This window comes from Mammaliicoccus sp. J-M40 (genome assembly GCF_022386395.1).
GTDB classification, from domain to species: domain Bacteria; phylum Bacillota; class Bacilli; order Staphylococcales; family Staphylococcaceae; genus Mammaliicoccus; species Mammaliicoccus lentus.
In genome coordinates, this window is the sequence record NZ_JAJNIQ010000006.1 from 25,010 (window position 1) to 39,480 (window position 14,471).

18 protein-coding genes and 1 riboswitch are annotated in these 14,471 nt (G+C 31.1%); of the genes, 5 read left to right on the forward strand and 13 right to left on the reverse strand.

Annotation, left to right across the window (positions count from 1 at the left end; translation table 11 throughout):
- Window positions 1–14: 14 nt before the first annotated feature.
- The 3 genes from LQ688_RS08445 to LQ688_RS08455 all read right to left on the reverse strand — a co-directional run bounded on the left by LQ688_RS08445 (window position 15) and on the right by LQ688_RS08455 (window position 3,428).
- Window positions 15–1,085: an NAD/NADP-dependent octopine/nopaline dehydrogenase family protein gene (locus LQ688_RS08445; RefSeq protein WP_103268545.1), complete on the reverse strand. Its 1,071-nt coding sequence runs from the start codon at window positions 1,083–1,085 to the stop codon at window positions 15–17.
- A gap of 107 nt (window positions 1,086–1,192) precedes the next feature.
- The gene (rocD, locus tag LQ688_RS08450; RefSeq protein WP_016999242.1) at window positions 1,193–2,404 is read right to left on the reverse strand and encodes an ornithine--oxo-acid transaminase; all 1,212 of its coding nucleotides are present in this window, start codon (window positions 2,402–2,404) and stop codon (window positions 1,193–1,195) included.
- A 127-nt stretch (window positions 2,405–2,531) separates the two neighbouring features.
- Entirely contained in the window at window positions 2,532–3,428 is an 897-nt protein-coding gene (locus LQ688_RS08455) for a TIGR01777 family oxidoreductase (RefSeq protein WP_147640573.1), read from the reverse strand.
- Between the two features lie 107 nt (window positions 3,429–3,535).
- Between LQ688_RS08455 and LQ688_RS08460 the strand changes: the two genes are divergently transcribed.
- Window positions 3,536–3,988, forward strand: coding sequence for a GNAT family N-acetyltransferase (locus tag LQ688_RS08460; RefSeq protein WP_103268547.1), 453 nt, complete (start codon window positions 3,536–3,538; stop codon window positions 3,986–3,988).
- 7 nt (window positions 3,989–3,995) lie between these two features.
- Here LQ688_RS08460 and LQ688_RS08465 read toward each other — a convergent pair whose 3' ends face one another.
- Window positions 3,996–4,310: a DMT family transporter gene (locus LQ688_RS08465; protein WP_016999239.1), complete on the reverse strand. Its 315-nt coding sequence runs from the start codon at window positions 4,308–4,310 to the stop codon at window positions 3,996–3,998.
- 1 nt (window position 4,311) lies between these two features.
- Window positions 4,312–4,635 carry a DMT family transporter gene (locus LQ688_RS08470; RefSeq protein WP_016999238.1) on the reverse strand — a complete coding sequence of 108 codons (324 nt, stop codon included), beginning with the start codon at window positions 4,633–4,635 and terminating at the stop codon, window positions 4,312–4,314.
- Window positions 4,636–4,685: 50 nt separating this feature from the next.
- Window positions 4,686–4,784, reverse strand: a riboswitch (guanidine-I (ykkC/yxkD leader).
- A gap of 129 nt (window positions 4,785–4,913) precedes the next feature.
- Between LQ688_RS08470 and LQ688_RS08475 the strand changes: the two genes are divergently transcribed.
- The gene (locus tag LQ688_RS08475; RefSeq protein ID WP_231051521.1) at window positions 4,914–5,255 is read left to right on the forward strand and encodes a helix-turn-helix domain-containing protein; all 342 of its coding nucleotides are present in this window, start codon (window positions 4,914–4,916) and stop codon (window positions 5,253–5,255) included.
- 115 nt (window positions 5,256–5,370) lie between these two features.
- Here the strand turns inward: LQ688_RS08475 and LQ688_RS08480 are convergent, their stop codons facing one another.
- From LQ688_RS08480 to LQ688_RS08500, 5 genes are all read right to left on the reverse strand, one after another.
- Window positions 5,371–6,162, reverse strand: coding sequence for a DUF4097 family beta strand repeat-containing protein (locus LQ688_RS08480; protein WP_239705238.1), 792 nt, complete (start codon window positions 6,160–6,162; stop codon window positions 5,371–5,373).
- On the reverse strand, window positions 6,159–6,719 hold the full coding sequence (locus LQ688_RS08485; protein ID WP_016999235.1) for an HAAS signaling domain-containing protein: 561 nt from the start codon (window positions 6,717–6,719) through the stop codon (window positions 6,159–6,161). The genes LQ688_RS08480 and LQ688_RS08485 overlap by 4 nt, the downstream gene beginning before the upstream one ends.
- Window positions 6,712–7,035 (reverse strand): PadR family transcriptional regulator, encoded by a 324-nt coding sequence (locus LQ688_RS08490; RefSeq protein ID WP_016999234.1) that lies wholly within the window; start codon window positions 7,033–7,035, stop codon window positions 6,712–6,714. The genes LQ688_RS08485 and LQ688_RS08490 overlap by 8 nt, the downstream gene beginning before the upstream one ends.
- Before the next feature lie 228 nt (window positions 7,036–7,263).
- Entirely contained in the window at window positions 7,264–7,626 is a 363-nt protein-coding gene (locus LQ688_RS08495) for a hypothetical protein (RefSeq protein ID WP_147640572.1), read from the reverse strand.
- Between the two features lie 15 nt (window positions 7,627–7,641).
- Complete coding sequence (locus LQ688_RS08500; protein WP_016999232.1) at window positions 7,642–8,613, reverse strand: VOC family protein; 972 nt, start codon at window positions 8,611–8,613, stop codon at window positions 7,642–7,644.
- A 36-nt stretch (window positions 8,614–8,649) separates the two neighbouring features.
- Between LQ688_RS08500 and LQ688_RS08505 the strand changes: the two genes are divergently transcribed.
- Window positions 8,650–9,231 (forward strand): alpha/beta hydrolase, encoded by a 582-nt coding sequence (locus LQ688_RS08505; protein WP_218729853.1) that lies wholly within the window; start codon window positions 8,650–8,652, stop codon window positions 9,229–9,231.
- Window positions 9,232–9,250: 19 nt separating this feature from the next.
- Here the strand turns inward: LQ688_RS08505 and LQ688_RS08510 are convergent, their stop codons facing one another.
- Together LQ688_RS08510 and LQ688_RS08515 are read right to left on the reverse strand one after the other, a co-directional pair.
- A complete protein-coding gene (locus LQ688_RS08510; RefSeq protein ID WP_026023626.1) occupies window positions 9,251–10,498 on the reverse strand; it encodes an MFS transporter in 1,248 nt (415 codons plus the stop codon).
- Window positions 10,498–11,073, reverse strand: a complete 576-nt coding sequence (locus tag LQ688_RS08515; protein ID WP_016999229.1) for an ArsR/SmtB family transcription factor — start codon at window positions 11,071–11,073, stop codon at window positions 10,498–10,500. Before LQ688_RS08515 ends, LQ688_RS08510 begins: the two co-directional genes overlap by 1 nt.
- Before the next feature lie 241 nt (window positions 11,074–11,314).
- Between LQ688_RS08515 and LQ688_RS08520 the strand changes: the two genes are divergently transcribed.
- Entirely contained in the window at window positions 11,315–12,928 is a 1,614-nt protein-coding gene (locus LQ688_RS08520) for a BCCT family transporter (protein WP_239703895.1), read from the forward strand.
- Between the two features lie 132 nt (window positions 12,929–13,060).
- Complete coding sequence (locus LQ688_RS08525) at window positions 13,061–13,594, forward strand: hypothetical protein (protein ID WP_239703894.1); 534 nt, start codon at window positions 13,061–13,063, stop codon at window positions 13,592–13,594.
- Window positions 13,595–13,662: 68 nt separating this feature from the next.
- Here LQ688_RS08525 and LQ688_RS08530 read toward each other — a convergent pair whose 3' ends face one another.
- Window positions 13,663–14,301, reverse strand: coding sequence for a hypothetical protein (locus LQ688_RS08530; RefSeq protein WP_103268549.1), 639 nt, complete (start codon window positions 14,299–14,301; stop codon window positions 13,663–13,665).
- Window positions 14,302–14,471: the final 170 nt, after the last annotated feature.

The following is a 14,471-nucleotide window of genomic DNA, read 5'->3' on the forward strand; positions in this document are numbered from 1 at the left end:
TAACACTTTTTGCTTTATGCTAAACCTAGCTTTTCTAGTCCAAGTTCTTCTACTGTTAGACCTTCTTCAAAGAATTCTCTTTCTAGAATTGTTGATGCAATAGCGATAATTGCATCTATATTAGGTGTCTCTACGCCGATAACTTTCCCTAAACTTGACCAAAGTACTAATCCGTATGCAATATCTTCTGTAAGATAGCGATTGTCTACTGAATTTGGTCCATGTATTTGAGAAAAGACAGGACTGTCATTAAATAATTTATTAAGAGGGACGTTTTCGTCTTCTATTGATAAATAACCTCTTTCAATACGAGCACCTTTAGCAGTATTTAACTCAAACCCTAATTTTCTTCCGAGTGCCAATCTTTCTAATTCTACAGCATGAAGTAATTTTAACGTATGAGGTGTAATACCTTCTGAATACAATGAGAAATCTTTTGAGTAATCTATTCGACCAACGTTTAATAAAGTTGGTCCAGGATGTACTTCTGGGTTACCGTTTTCTAGGTTTGTTTTCCATAAACTTTCTTCTTTAACAACATAAGGGTATAACTTCTCTACTAATTTAAAGCTTTCATTTAAATAAGTTTTATAATATGTTGAAAAGTGAACTTTTTTCACATTTAAAGATAAGTTTACTTCTGCAGTATCATAATTAACACGCGTAGCATACGTTAATGTGTTAACTTCAGCAAATTGTGGTCTAAAATCAATATGCTTAGATTCTAATACATTAATAAACCTAATAGATCCCATTGCTGCTGCCATATTAAAGAGTATTAATTGATTCTCTTTAACAAAAGGCGCCATCGTTTTAGCATAATGTTCTATAAATGATGATGGTATAATCATTTGAATTAATTCTGCATCTTTCAATACATATTCAATATCATCACTAATATTCGTGAATTTTATAAACTTACTATCGCCTTCATTATTAAATTCAAATCCACCTTTTTCAAAAGCTTTATCAAATTTATTTATAGACTGATTTCGGCAATATAATTTAACCTCGTGACCTTTATCTATCATATCTAAAGCAGCTGTTACTGCACCATTACCTGAGCCAACAATTGCAATTTTCATTTTTAAAACTCCTTTCTTTTAGCATCATAAATAATTGCTTATTTTATAAATACCCAAGAAATTTTAACATAATGATTACAATTATTAACTAAAAACGTTTAAAAATTTTATTTTTCATTTAATTCTTTCGTTGATACACGCTCTATAACACCAGTTATAACGTTAATGATGGTATCAATATCTTTATCTTCAATAACTAATGGAGGTGCCAAACGAATAATATTTCCTTGCGTTTCTTTACATAAAACACCTTGTTGATTAATTTCTGATACTATTTCTTGTGCATTTTCATTGAGTTCTATTCCCATAAATAAACCACGGCCCCTTACTTCTTTAATAATTGGACTTTTAATTTCTTGGAGACCCTTTAATAATTTATCTCCTAATTCTACAGAGCGCTCTGGTAGAGACTCATCGATTAACACATCTAATGATGCTATTGAAACCGCGCAAGCTAATGGATTACCACCAAAAGTCGATCCATGTGTTCCAGGTGTCAGAACTTGCATAATATCATCATTAGCAGCTATTGCTGATATTGGATAAAAGCCACCACCTAAAGCTTTTCCGAGTAATATTATATCCGCTTCAACGTCTTCCCACTCAATTGCTAACATCTTACCAGTTCTGCCTAATCCGACTTGAATTTCATCAGCTATTAATAATATATTATGTTCATCACATAATTCTTTAACTTCTTTAATAAAGTTCTTTGGTGGAATATTGACGCCACCTTCACCTTGTATTGGTTCTAATATAATAGCTGCAGTTTGAGATGTGATTTTAGAAGATAAATCCTCAATGTTTCCAAATTCACTATATTTTATATTGCCAGCTAGCTCACCAAACCCTTCTTTATATTGATCATTTGATGATAAAGATAATGAGCCTATTGTTCTACCATGAAAGTTACCTTCCATTGCTATAATTTCAGCATCATGCGCATTTAAACCTTTCACATCTTGTGACCATTTTGTCGCAACTTTAATCGCTGTTTCTACCGCTTCAGTTCCAGTATTCATCGGCAAGACTTTATTTTTATTCGTCAGTTTGCATACTTTTTCTTCCCAAACGCCTAAATTATCACTATATAAAGCTCTTGAAGTCATCGTTATCTTTTGGCTTTGTTCCAAGAATGCTTGAATGATTTTTGGATGACAATGTCCTTGATTTAATACAGAGAAACCTGACACACAATCAATATATGTATTACCTTCTGAATCTTTAACATATGCACCTTTACCTTCTGTCAAAACAATATTTAAAGGGCTATAGTTATTCGGGCTATACTTTTCAGTTAGTTCAATATAATTATTCATTTAACATCCACCTTCATAATAAATATTCTATATTTCGTATTATTATTCATATATGATACATATTATCGGAGAATAAGTCAAAACAAAAAGAGAAGTTTTTCACTTCTCTTTTAATAATTTAATCTATTTAATTTAATAAGTCTTTGATTGCTTCATCAATTTCTGGATATTTAAATGGAAAACGCATCTCCAATAATTTCTTAGGAAATACTCTTTGTACATCTAATATCATTGTCGATTGTTCACCTAAGACCGCCCTTAAAGCAAATTTTGGTCCTGGCAAGAAATGCGGTCTATTTATAGTTTGAGCAATTGTTTTTCCTAACACTTTTTGACGCACAGGGTTTGGACTACAAATATTATACACACCTTGTTTATCTTTATTATTAATTAAAGTTGTTATGGCCTCTTTTAAGTCTTCAAGATGTATCCAGCTCATCCACTGTTCTCCTGAACCTAAAGAACCGCCAACAAAGAATTTATAAGGCTTAACCATTGTAGTCAAAGCTCCTCCCTTATTAGAAAGAATGATACCAAATCTACCGATAACGACTCTTGTTCCTAATTCTTTAAATAATAATGCTGTTTCTTCCCATCTTTCAACGACTGTAGATAAGAAGTCATGAGATAAGAATTGATCATATTCGTCATAAGATACAACTTTGGAAGGTGGATAATAACCAACTGCGCTCGCGTTAAATAATACTTCTGGTGCATAGTCTTGTGCCTCAAAAAATTTAAACAAACGATTCGTTGATTCTATACGGCTATTCATAATAGTTTCTTTATAATCCTCTGTCCAACGGTTCATTAAACTAGCTCCGGCTAAATTGATTACAACATCTATTTTCGGTATTGCTTTTTCCCAATTTTCTTTCGACCAATTAATATAATATAAAGATGTATTGTTAGAATCTCTATCACTTCTCGTTAGAACATAGACCTCATCGTTATTTGCCAAATAATAATCAACTAGTTCACTTCCTACTAAACCTGTGCCACCTGTTATGAGTATTCTTTTCATTTTATCCCTACTTTAATTTAAGTTGTTTTATTTGTTCATCTATAATGGTACTATACCCTTAAATCAAAAAATGACCCATAATAAATAAACGACAAGGAGTAGTTATCATGCATATAAGAAAAGCAACGATTGATGACTTAAATATAATTGTAAAACTAAGAAAACAACAATTAATAGATGAAGGCTCAAACCCCATTATAGATATTGATCATGATTTAGAAACATTTTTTACAAATGTCATAACAGACGAATCTCTTTATCAGCTTTTAGCAGTCGAAAATGAAGAAGTAATTGCTACGGGCGCAATTATTTATTATCCATTTCCTCCTTCATACATAAACCAATCAGGAGAACGTGCATACGTAACTAATATATACACACATCCTAACTTTAGAGGTCATGGCATCGCACAACAAATTATTTCTTTACTCATTAAAGATGCTGAAGCGCGTGACATTAAAAAAATATTTTTAGCTGCTTCTCCTTTAGGTAAACCCGTTTATAAAAAATTAGGATTTGAAGAAGCACCTGAATGGATGGAAATAAATTATGATTTATAAAATAACGTTAACTAATTAATTTTAAACCGATTGTACTCGCTAGTATGATTCCGATAAATAAAATTCTTTTTATATTTTTGGATTCACCGTAGAATATAATTCCTAATAGTGCACCACCGACAGCACCAATGCCTGTCCAAACAGCATAACTCGTACTCATCGAAATACTTTTCATTGCGATTGTTAAACAAATAAAGCTTAAGCCAAAGAATAACATGAGACCTAATAAAGATTTAACGTTATTTCTTTTTGAGTAAATATTAATGAAGAGTACGCCTAACATTTCAAATAAACCTGCCATAATTAATATTAACCAAGCCATTTTAACTTTCCTCCCCTTCTGGTGTAACTAATTTAAGACCTACTACACCGATAATAAGTGTGATGATTAAAATGATTTTGCCAATAACGACTGGCTGTCCGAAAAATACAAAATCAACAATTGTGACACCCGTAGCACCTAAACCAACATAAACTGCATACGATGTTCCAACAGGTAATGCTTTTGAAGCTGTTATTAATAAATAGAAACTAATTACAATAGCTATTAAAGTAACAATCCATTCTAATACGTTACTTGAATGTGTTAAACCAACTACCCAGACCACCTCAAATACTGCACCAATGATAATTTTTAACCAATTCATTATGATTCCTCCTCAAATTAAAAAGCCCGGGAAACTTATATTAAAAATAAGTCTCCCAGGCTTTTATCCTTCCGTGTCACAAGCATTAACTTGTGGCTTTCTCTCGGTCCAGGCTAACATTGTGTTACGGAACCCTAGAAAGCTTTATTAAATTAATTTGAATTATAGCAAATAGATTTTGACTGGTCAATGAAAGTATAATTCGTATCACAAATTAACAAATAACAACACAAATCATATATAATATATATAACAGACTATGATTTAAAGTAATTGAGGTGAAATCATTGAATCATACAGGATATCGTATTAAACAAAGAAGGGAAGAACTTGGATTTACGACATATAAATTAGCTAAACTAGCTGATGTAAACCAGTCTACAATTTCTCGTTATGAAACGGGACAGACTTCTAAACTAACGCCAAAAATGGTCGAAAAATTAGCTATCGCTCTTTCAACAACACCTGCGTATATCATGGGGTGGGTCAATGTCCCTGAAGCTTATGAAGACGAAGAAGACTCCATGCTCATTAATGAATCTATACAATTATTAAGATCTTTAAGTAAAGAGAAGAAAAGAGAAGTTTATCATTTAATAAAAGATATTTCTTCAAAATAATTTATAATGATTTTATAAAAATAAGCATATCACTTTTATCTAAAATATTAGTTAAGTGATATGCTTGTTTATTTTGAATTGGGAATTATGTCCTAAGTGCTTCTAAAATATTTGATTAATCTATTTGAATAGAACCCACATCGCTCGTAATTTTCACTAAATTATCTCCAGATCCTACTTTTTTATTTTTCAATTCTGGTTGATTGATTTTAGCATTACCGACGTCTTGTTCGATATCTAAAAATGTATTCTTTGGTGCTTCATTATATATTAGTTTAATAGCACCTGTGTCTGTCTTAATATTAAGTGGTTTATCAGCTGGTACACCATTCATTTTAATTGTTCCTGTGTCTGCTTCTAATTTGCCACTTTCTAAATCTATATTATGCGTTGAAATTTTTCCAGTATCTGAATCCACTTTTAAATTTCCCAATTGTGAATTTGAAATATCTATCATACCTGTATCTACTTTAAATGTTGAAGTTTGAGATTTAATATCTTTAACGCTTAATTTCCCTGTATCTGTTTTTACATTTAAGCTATTTAATTCTTCTGGTACTGTAACTTCAATTTGTGTATGCATGTTTTTAAATAAATCAAAATTTATTATGTCAAATTGATTTTTAACATTAATATCTAAAGTATCGCCTCTAACCTTTGAGCTTACTTGGAAATCATCTTTGCTTCCAACTGATTTCACTTTAAATTGGTTACCTTTTTTAATTTTTACGGCTGCATCTTTTCCATTTACTTTGATATTCTTTATCTCACTTTGGTAAGTTTCATTAATAAGCGTTTCTTCACTCATGTTCTTTGCTGATTTTTGACCTTCTATTAACGTCATAGTGCCAAATACTATAAACAAAATTAATCCAGCACCAAATAATATCCATAATGTTTTCTTCATGATTTAGCACTTCCTTTAACGATAGAAATATTCCATCTTAAATATTTTACAAACAATTTATACGACCATTTCGTTAATAAATAAGTGACTGTAAATATCATTAAACCTAAACCAAAACTAGTTATGACGACATAAACGTCAATTGATTGTATTGCATCAAATCCATTGTAAAGCCCTTTTACAATCAACATTGCTGGTGTAATTAATAAAGATAATGTTGTCACGATAAAACTAAATAAAATAGAAATAATAATGACAAATGGAATTAAAATAACAAAGAAATTTAATATTCCTAGTCCCATCACAGATATAATGGCTTGCCATACGTTACCCACTTTATTATTTGTTTCTGCTCTATCAAGTGCTAATGTCGCATTGAGCTCTTTAGCAATTTCTTTAGGATGTCCTAGCTCTTTAGCAATCATATCTTCAGTTTGTCCGTCTTCGATACCACTAATAAAATGAGTTTCATATTCATCTAGAATATCGGCACGTTCCTCATCAGAAATATTCTTCAAATGTTTATTTAACGTGTTTAAATATGTCTTTTTATTCATCAATTTCACTCTCCTCTAAAAATAAATCTACCGCTTCTGTAAAGCTCTTCCATTCATCTAACAAACTTTCTAACCTCTCAATTCCTAAATCCGTTATTTTATAATATTTTCTAGCTGGTCCTTCAGTTGAAGGTTTGTAATAAGTCGTTAAATAATCGTCTTTAACTAAACGTCTAAGTAATGGATAAACCGTTCCTTCAGATATCATGATTCTAGGTGTTATTTTTTGAATTAATGAATACCCATATTGGTCTTCACCTTTGATAATAAGTAATACTATAAATTCAAGTGCACCTTTTTTAAATTGTATATTCATAATTTTCCCCCACATTATTCAGTACTAAACAATGTATAATAGCTGTTGCAAAAAATATACCACACACTATTAAACAATGCAAGGTACTGAACAATAAATAGTCTAGATATATTTATATCAAAAATTAAAAATGCTATATAAAAATAAATTCTCCTAATCCGAAAGTTAACATCTAACGGATTAGGAGAATTATCTTGAACAAGGATTTTCAAATCAAATACTATGTATTTAAGCATTATAATTTTTAAGCATTTTTAAATATTTTTTCTTTTTAGATCCTGAGAAATAAAAGTCATAATAACCATTTCTTTCAGTCACTTCATATTTAGTTAAACCAGTTATATCAAATAGTTGTTCTTTTGTAATTCCTTTTTCTTTAATTATGTTATTAAGTTTATCATTTAAAACTTCACTCGATATAAATAGATTAAAGTTTAGGAAAAATTGTATAATCCAGACCGCGCCCATCCATAAAGTGAATGTTGATGTTTTAAATATGGCTAAACATACTATGATTAAAATAGCTGGTAATACAAACGTAAATGTAAATCGAAGTGGCTTAAATTTAATATTTTCAATTACTGAATTCAATTAAAATCACCTCATTTAAAATTTTGATTTTCTAAGTTGTTTTTCAATAAATGTACGTTTTTCTTCTAAATGTTCCGGCAAATAAAGTGGTATTTCTTCGAAAGATTTTTGTTCGAACTTCACTTCGTCGATATTGAGTTTCATTGTTGCAACTTCAAAAAGCACTTGGTTAGGATCTCTGTAATAAATAGATTTAAAGAAACCTCTATTTTTTATTGATGAGTGTTTCATATTCAATTTATCTAATGTCTTTTCAATTTGAACAAGTGCTTCCTCATCATTTGCTGAGATAGCTACATGATGAATACCCCCAAATCCTTGTTCTTCAAGTTTATTAAATGCATCATGAACAATATGTATTTCATGATACATATTATGATTATTGTTATGCAATATCTCAACGGGTAATTGAGTATCGAAAAATGTAGTACGTTCATACGCTTCCCAGTTGTATAATTTTTGGAAAAATTGTTTACTTGCCTCAGGATACTTTGTTCGCATATGTACAGAATCCAATGCAATAATTTGATGCTCTATAGGTATTATACCTTTTTCATCTGTGTAATAATCATCTAAATTCTCTTGTTCAGACATAACGATTAAACCTAGTGGTGTCTCGTCTGGACCTTCGAAGCGAATAAGACTGCGGTCAGTGTAAATTTCTAAACCATAGTGACAAACGTCAAGTTCATCGAAGCGTCTTTCCCAGTATTTTAAAGATTCTTTTGAAGGCACTTTAAATAATAATCTATCAAACGCATTCGTACCGAAATGATTATTAGTTCCCTCTTTCATTTCAAATAAGGTTACTTCAGTCCCAGGACGTCCGTATTTATCTGCAAAAAATATATGATACATTTCATAATTTTCTTGATTTACAGTCTTCATTAGCAAATTAAGACCTAATATATTACGATAGAAATTAAAAGATTGTTCTGCGTCATTATTTATAATGGATACATGGTGTATAATTGAATGGTGATTCATACACGACACCCCTTTCAAATTTATGGAGGAGATTTTATGGAATACTTCTTACAAGAAAATCAAAATAACAATACGCTTATTGTACTGTTTCACGGTACTGGGGGCAATCAATATCAGCTGCTACCTATTTCCGGTGAAATAATGCCAGATGTTCATACACTTAGCTTTTTAGGCAACGTTGGTGAAGGCATAGAAAGACGTTTTTTTGCACCACTGAAAAACAATCAACTTGATAGAGATGATTTCAATCATCGTACAAAATCATTCATACAATTTTGGAACCATTTCATTTACGAACATTCATATGATAAAGTCATATTTTTAGGGTACTCAAATGGAGCAAACTTTATACTTGGTCTGCTCGAGCAATCTTTAGCACACGTAGATCAAATTTTACTATTACATCCAGCTCAATTAAATTATAACATTTCAAAAAATTATCATAACACTTCTTTAATTATTACCGCTGGTGCTAACGATTATTTTGCGCTTCCAGGCGATGTGAAAGGTTTAGCAGAACAACTTAAACCTTACTTCAAAAAAGTCCATTTCGAACTATTAGATAGCGATCATGAGCTAGTTGATCCAGAAATAGAGTTATTAAAAAGTTTAATTTAACAATTATAATCTTCCAATTTTAATTTGGAGGATTATTTTTTATTTTAATATTAAAATCTTCCAAAGTTAAATGGTCAATCGCTTTTAACTTAAATAGTTGCGGATGCAATAACCAAATGATGCCTAATATAATAAAGAAACATCCTGTTAAACTAATCATGGAAATAGGATTAATCACTTCTAATAAGAATCCTCCTATCAAGCTGCCCAATGGCAAACCTATCACACCTAAACTACTAGTAATGGATGTAATGCGTCCTAACATAAATTCTGGAATAATTGCTTGTCCAGCTGATAAAAATAAAATATTAGCTAATCCCACTGAAAGCCAACTGACAGCAAAGAAAGCAATATATAGATAAACGGGCAAAATAAACCCTACTAACAAACATACACCCGACATTAAAAATGTGATAACCATGATTTTACCGAAAGGAAATTTCTTAATAAAACTTACAACTAAAGTCGATGAAACCATACCTAATGAAATAGCTGACAAGAATAATCCGTAGTATACAGGTTCATTTAAATAATGGGATAAGACCGGTAATGCTGTATAAACTATTCCAATACCAAAATTAACGGAAAAAGCACCAATCTGAAAAATCCATAGCAAAGAATGTCTAACAATATACATACCTTCTACTAAAGATTGCTTATAATCTTTGAAACTGAATTGATTCGTTATATTTTGGTTTGCTTTTATTTTAATTGTAGAATACACAATTGCTGCTACAACAAACACAATCGTATTCATAACATATAATGAATAAATGCTCACCACTGATATTAAAATAGATATAACAGTATTCAATACTAAATCCATACTTTGATTAGAAAAAGACATCATGGCATTACCGGTTACAATTTTATCTTTTGGTAATAACGAAGGGACTAATTTATTACTAATAGGATAAGACACTTCGCCTAATAGAGCAGCTGATACTACAAGTATGATAATAATAACTGCATTTTCATAGTTGAAAAATAACATAACTGCAATAAACCCAATCAAAACTGCTTGCACAAGCTGAGAATTAATGAGGATTTTCTTCACATTAAAGTGATCAATAACAGGACCATAAAACATTTGTAAACAGCTTGGTATTACAATTAAACTACTCAATAATCCCGTCATAGCTGAACTTTTAGTAATATCGTAAATAAGCCACATCGTGGTAATGAAATAAATACTGTCGGCAGTATTTGTTAGTAACCTCCCAAATATCAAGCGCATAAACGAATGATGTTTTAAGACTGACCGCATTATTCATTATCCTGACGATTAAAAATTTTATCGCTAACTTCAAACCCTACCATGTTTAAATAATATAAAGGTTCTGAGCCATCTTTTTCTTGTTTATCAATATCTTCAATTAATTGATCTAGTCGCTCATTAAAAGATTCAAACTGCGCTTTAGACCACCTAGCTTGAACCGTCTTAGAAATTAACTGTTCATCAGTAGTAATTAAACCATAAGTATTCAAAACATCAATTGTTCTATTAATTTGCGCTAGCATCATACCTTTAGTAGAATTAGAAATTTCTTCTTGATAAACATTCAATAAATGAGGATTCACTTTAAAACCATTATGCGTCGCCACATAATATTTATACACGTTACTCCCTTTAACCTCGCTTCGACTCAATTTAACCATTTCATACTTTTCTAATTCTTTAAGGTGATAAAAAATTTTGGCTTTCGGTATCTCTAGTTTCTTGCCAATTTCAGTTGCTGTCATTTCTTTTTCAATAAGCAACATTGAGATTTCCATTCTCAATTTATCAGAAATACATTTCAGTTCATCAAAAGTATTAATTTCATATCTATTATATTCCATGATTTCCCCTCCATATTTTACGGTTAACTTATTTTAACCGATTAAATAAATTAAAACAAGGGTATATATTTTAATGATACATGTAAGTCAAAATTTGGTACAAAGTATGGTCTAATCATAATCAACAGAATTTTTAATACTTATAAACACTTTCATGGAAGTTCACTACCTCCCTATGCACGGTTGAATATCTTACTCACTATGGTATGATTTAAAACTGTATTTTATTTTTAAAGGGGAAGTGAATGTTATCAATAAAGAAAAACAATTTTCTAATGTATTTGTATATGCGGCAAGTATTGTTGGTTTCCTTGTAGTAATCGGCGCTATTCTCCCAAAACAATTCGGAGAAATCACTGGTATGATGTCAGCTTGGGTATCGACTACTTTCGGATGGTATTACATGTTACTTTATACAGTTATTTTAGGCTTTACTATTTTCTTAGTCTTTAGCCCTATCGGGAAATTAAAACTTGGAAAGCCTGATGACAAACCTGAATTTCATACAGTTTCATGGTTGGCTATGCTATTTAGTGCAGGTATGGGTATTGGTCTTGTGTTCTATGGGGCATCTGAACCAATAGCTCATTACCTCGCTCCTCCAACAGCTAAACCTGAAACAAAAGAGGCAATGGTAGAAGCTTTTAGAGGTTCCTTTATGGACTATGGATTTCACCCTTGGGCAATATATGGAATCGTTGCTTTATGTTTAGCTTATTCTCAATTTCGTAAAGGTGAAAACGGGCTTATATCTAGAACATTACGTCCTATTTTAGGTAATAAAGTTGAAGGCCCTATAGGTACAACAGTAGATGTTATATCTGTCTTCGCTACAATCATAGGTGTAGCTGTCTCTCTAGGTGTAGGTGCTATTCAAATTAATGCAGGTTTAAATTACTTATTTGATGTGCCAAATAATAAACTAGTACAAGGCATTATCATCGCCATTGTAACAGTTCTGTTCTTATATAGTGCTTGGAGCGGTTTAAGTAAAGGTATCCAATATTTAAGTAATTTAAATATGATATTAGCAACTATATTACTCGTTATTTTATTTATAGTTGGCCCTACATTATTAATTTTAAATATGATGACAGCAGGTACTGGTGATTATTTAAACACGCTTATTTATAACAGTTTAGACGTCGCACCATTAAATGAGCAAAAAGAAAAATGGCTGCAAACGTGGACGATATATTACTGGGGTTGGTGGATGAGTTGGAGTCCATTCGTTGGTTTATTTATTGCTCGAATTTCTAAAGGTCGTTCTATTCGTGAATTCGTATGTGGTGTCCTAGGAGTACCTGTAGTAATCAGTATTATATGGTTCACTGTATTCGGTGTTACAGGTATAGAAACTGGAAAAGAACACAATGCTATATTTAAATTGCCTGCAGAAACACAATTATTTGGTATTTTTAATGAACTGCCGTTTGGATTTGTTCTATCAATTGTAGCGTTAGCTCTGATTGCATCCTTCTTTATTACATCAGCAGATTCAGCAACATTTGTTTTAGGCATGCAAACATCTTTCGGTAGATTAAATCCATCAGGTTTTGTAAAAATTGTATGGGGCGTTTCTTTATCAGCTATTGCGTATGTATTGTTATTAGCAGGTGGCGATACAGGTCTAGACGCTCTGCAATCCGCCGCAATTATTTCAGCTCTACCATTTAGCTTTGTAATTATTTTGATGGTGATTGCATTCTATAAAGATGCTAACGGTGATCGTAAGTATTTAGGTATGACTATTACACCAAATAAAAGACGTTATCAAGAATATATAAATTCATTTGAGAATGAAAAAAGAGATAGTTCTAAAAAAGAAACTTATTATGATAATGGACCTGTATAATATAAACATTTTAAGATTCCGAGACATAAAAATTCGTCTCGGGATCTTTTTTTATGACAAGTAGATTTCTGTTCCTCTACCTTTTAAATTTATTTTGCTGTGGTAAAATTAGGAAAAAAGGAGGCGATTATAGTGTATATATTATCTCTTCAAGACGATGAAACAACTCAATTAATAGGTGCATTCAATACTGAAGAAGATGTAGTAAGTTGGATTAATAGTGTTCCTAATGTTAAGAAAGATTATAATGATAACTACATTCTAAAAATTGAAGATTTAACTGAGTTTATTAATATTAAATGGAAGGATTCTATTGTTCCACTTACTCAATATTCCTTTAGTACGGGCGAATACTTATACTTTAGTTGGGAAGAAATAGCATATATGAACCAACACCATGGCATTACTTCAGGTTCGACTAAAATCGATAATTATTATTACGACAATAATGAAGTTAAAGAAGAAATTAAATTAAGACAATCTTTAAAACAAGCCCTTAAAGATTATTTCGAAAAAAATAATCAGTCCTATTACTTCGGTGGTAAAGGTTCTCAAGACGGAGAATACATCAACACTGAAGATGGAATATTTCTACATATTGATCCTTCTACTTTAGAAGAATGGAAATCTACTCAAGATATCGAAAAAATCCTCAACATAAAGTGACATAAAGGAGTGGGACAGAAATTTCGTTTTATTAAAAAAATTTCGTAGTCCCATTCTATAATATTATTCTAATTTATGTATTCTTTTAGATAATAACCATATAAACCTTCACCATCTTTAGAAAGTACATGCTCGTATCCTTTTAATCCTTTTCTTTCTGTCTTCCATCCTTGTTCCTTATAGAATAACTGACCTTCTTTACTTGTTTCAATAGCACTGATTGGATCATCTTCAGTCTGAAGGCCATAGTCATTTTCACCAACAATCCAAGTTAATGGAAATGTTCCTGATACTATTTCATCTTTTTTTACATGATTTGCTATACCTTCTGTTTTCGGCGAACCCCCGCCACCAAATAGAACCGCTCCTCCTTCTTTAACGTTTAACATTGGTAATTGATCAATTAACCAATAAGTTGTCATTTCTGAACCACCTGAAAAACTTCCAATCCATAAATGATCATGATTGGGTATAGAAGAGATAAGTTCTATTAAATATTTTGAGTTTTCTTCGCCCTTCTTCCACCAAATATAGTCATCGGCTGGTGTTTTAGGAACAATTAAAGTTAAATTCTTATCTTTAGCTACCTTCTTAACGCCAAGTTTTCCACCTAGATACAACTCTGAATCAGGATGACTTAATTCATAAGCACCGTCACCATGCAACCAAACTAATACACCTTTAGGGTTTGAAACAGGATAAATCATATATTCACCCTCAATTCCATCTTTTGAAGTATAGTGATGTATTTTATTGTCTCTATCAAATTTTAAATTAACAAAAAAATATATAGCAGCCCCTATTACAATAAATGCAACTAGTGCTAAAAGTAACTTCTTTATAACGTTTCACTCCCTGCAAAATTCACCTATCCAAA

Excerpts from the sequence above, each read along its gene's own strand:
- LQ688_RS08445 (WP_103268545.1), bottom strand. The coding sequence starts at position 1,085 with ATGAAAATTGCAATTGTTGGCTCAGGTAATGGTGCAGTAACAGCTGCT.
- rocD (WP_016999242.1), bottom strand. The coding sequence starts at position 2,404 with ATGAATAATTATATTGAACTAACTGAAAAGTATAGCCCGAATAACTAT.
- LQ688_RS08455 (WP_147640573.1), bottom strand. The coding sequence starts at position 3,428 with ATGAAAAGAATACTCATAACAGGTGGCACAGGTTTAGTAGGAAGTGAA.
- LQ688_RS08460 (WP_103268547.1), top strand. The coding sequence starts at position 3,536 with ATGCATATAAGAAAAGCAACGATTGATGACTTAAATATAATTGTAAAA.
- LQ688_RS08465 (WP_016999239.1), bottom strand. The coding sequence starts at position 4,310 with ATGGCTTGGTTAATATTAATTATGGCAGGTTTATTTGAAATGTTAGGC.
- LQ688_RS08470 (WP_016999238.1), bottom strand. The coding sequence starts at position 4,635 with ATGAATTGGTTAAAAATTATCATTGGTGCAGTATTTGAGGTGGTCTGG.
- LQ688_RS08480 (WP_239705238.1), bottom strand. The coding sequence starts at position 6,162 with ATGAAGAAAACATTATGGATATTATTTGGTGCTGGATTAATTTTGTTT.
- LQ688_RS08485 (WP_016999235.1), bottom strand. The coding sequence starts at position 6,719 with ATGAATAAAAAGACATATTTAAACACGTTAAATAAACATTTGAAGAAT.
- LQ688_RS08490 (WP_016999234.1), bottom strand. The coding sequence starts at position 7,035 with ATGAATATACAATTTAAAAAAGGTGCACTTGAATTTATAGTATTACTT.
- LQ688_RS08500 (WP_016999232.1), bottom strand. The coding sequence starts at position 8,613 with ATGAATCACCATTCAATTATACACCATGTATCCATTATAAATAATGAC.
- LQ688_RS08505 (WP_218729853.1), top strand. The coding sequence starts at position 8,650 with ATGGAATACTTCTTACAAGAAAATCAAAATAACAATACGCTTATTGTA.
- LQ688_RS08510 (WP_026023626.1), bottom strand. The coding sequence starts at position 10,498 with ATGCGGTCAGTCTTAAAACATCATTCGTTTATGCGCTTGATATTTGGG.
- LQ688_RS08515 (WP_016999229.1), bottom strand. The coding sequence starts at position 11,073 with ATGGAATATAATAGATATGAAATTAATACTTTTGATGAACTGAAATGT.
- LQ688_RS08530 (WP_103268549.1), bottom strand. The coding sequence starts at position 14,301 with ATGATTTATCCTGTTTCAAACCCTAAAGGTGTATTAGTTTGGTTGCAT.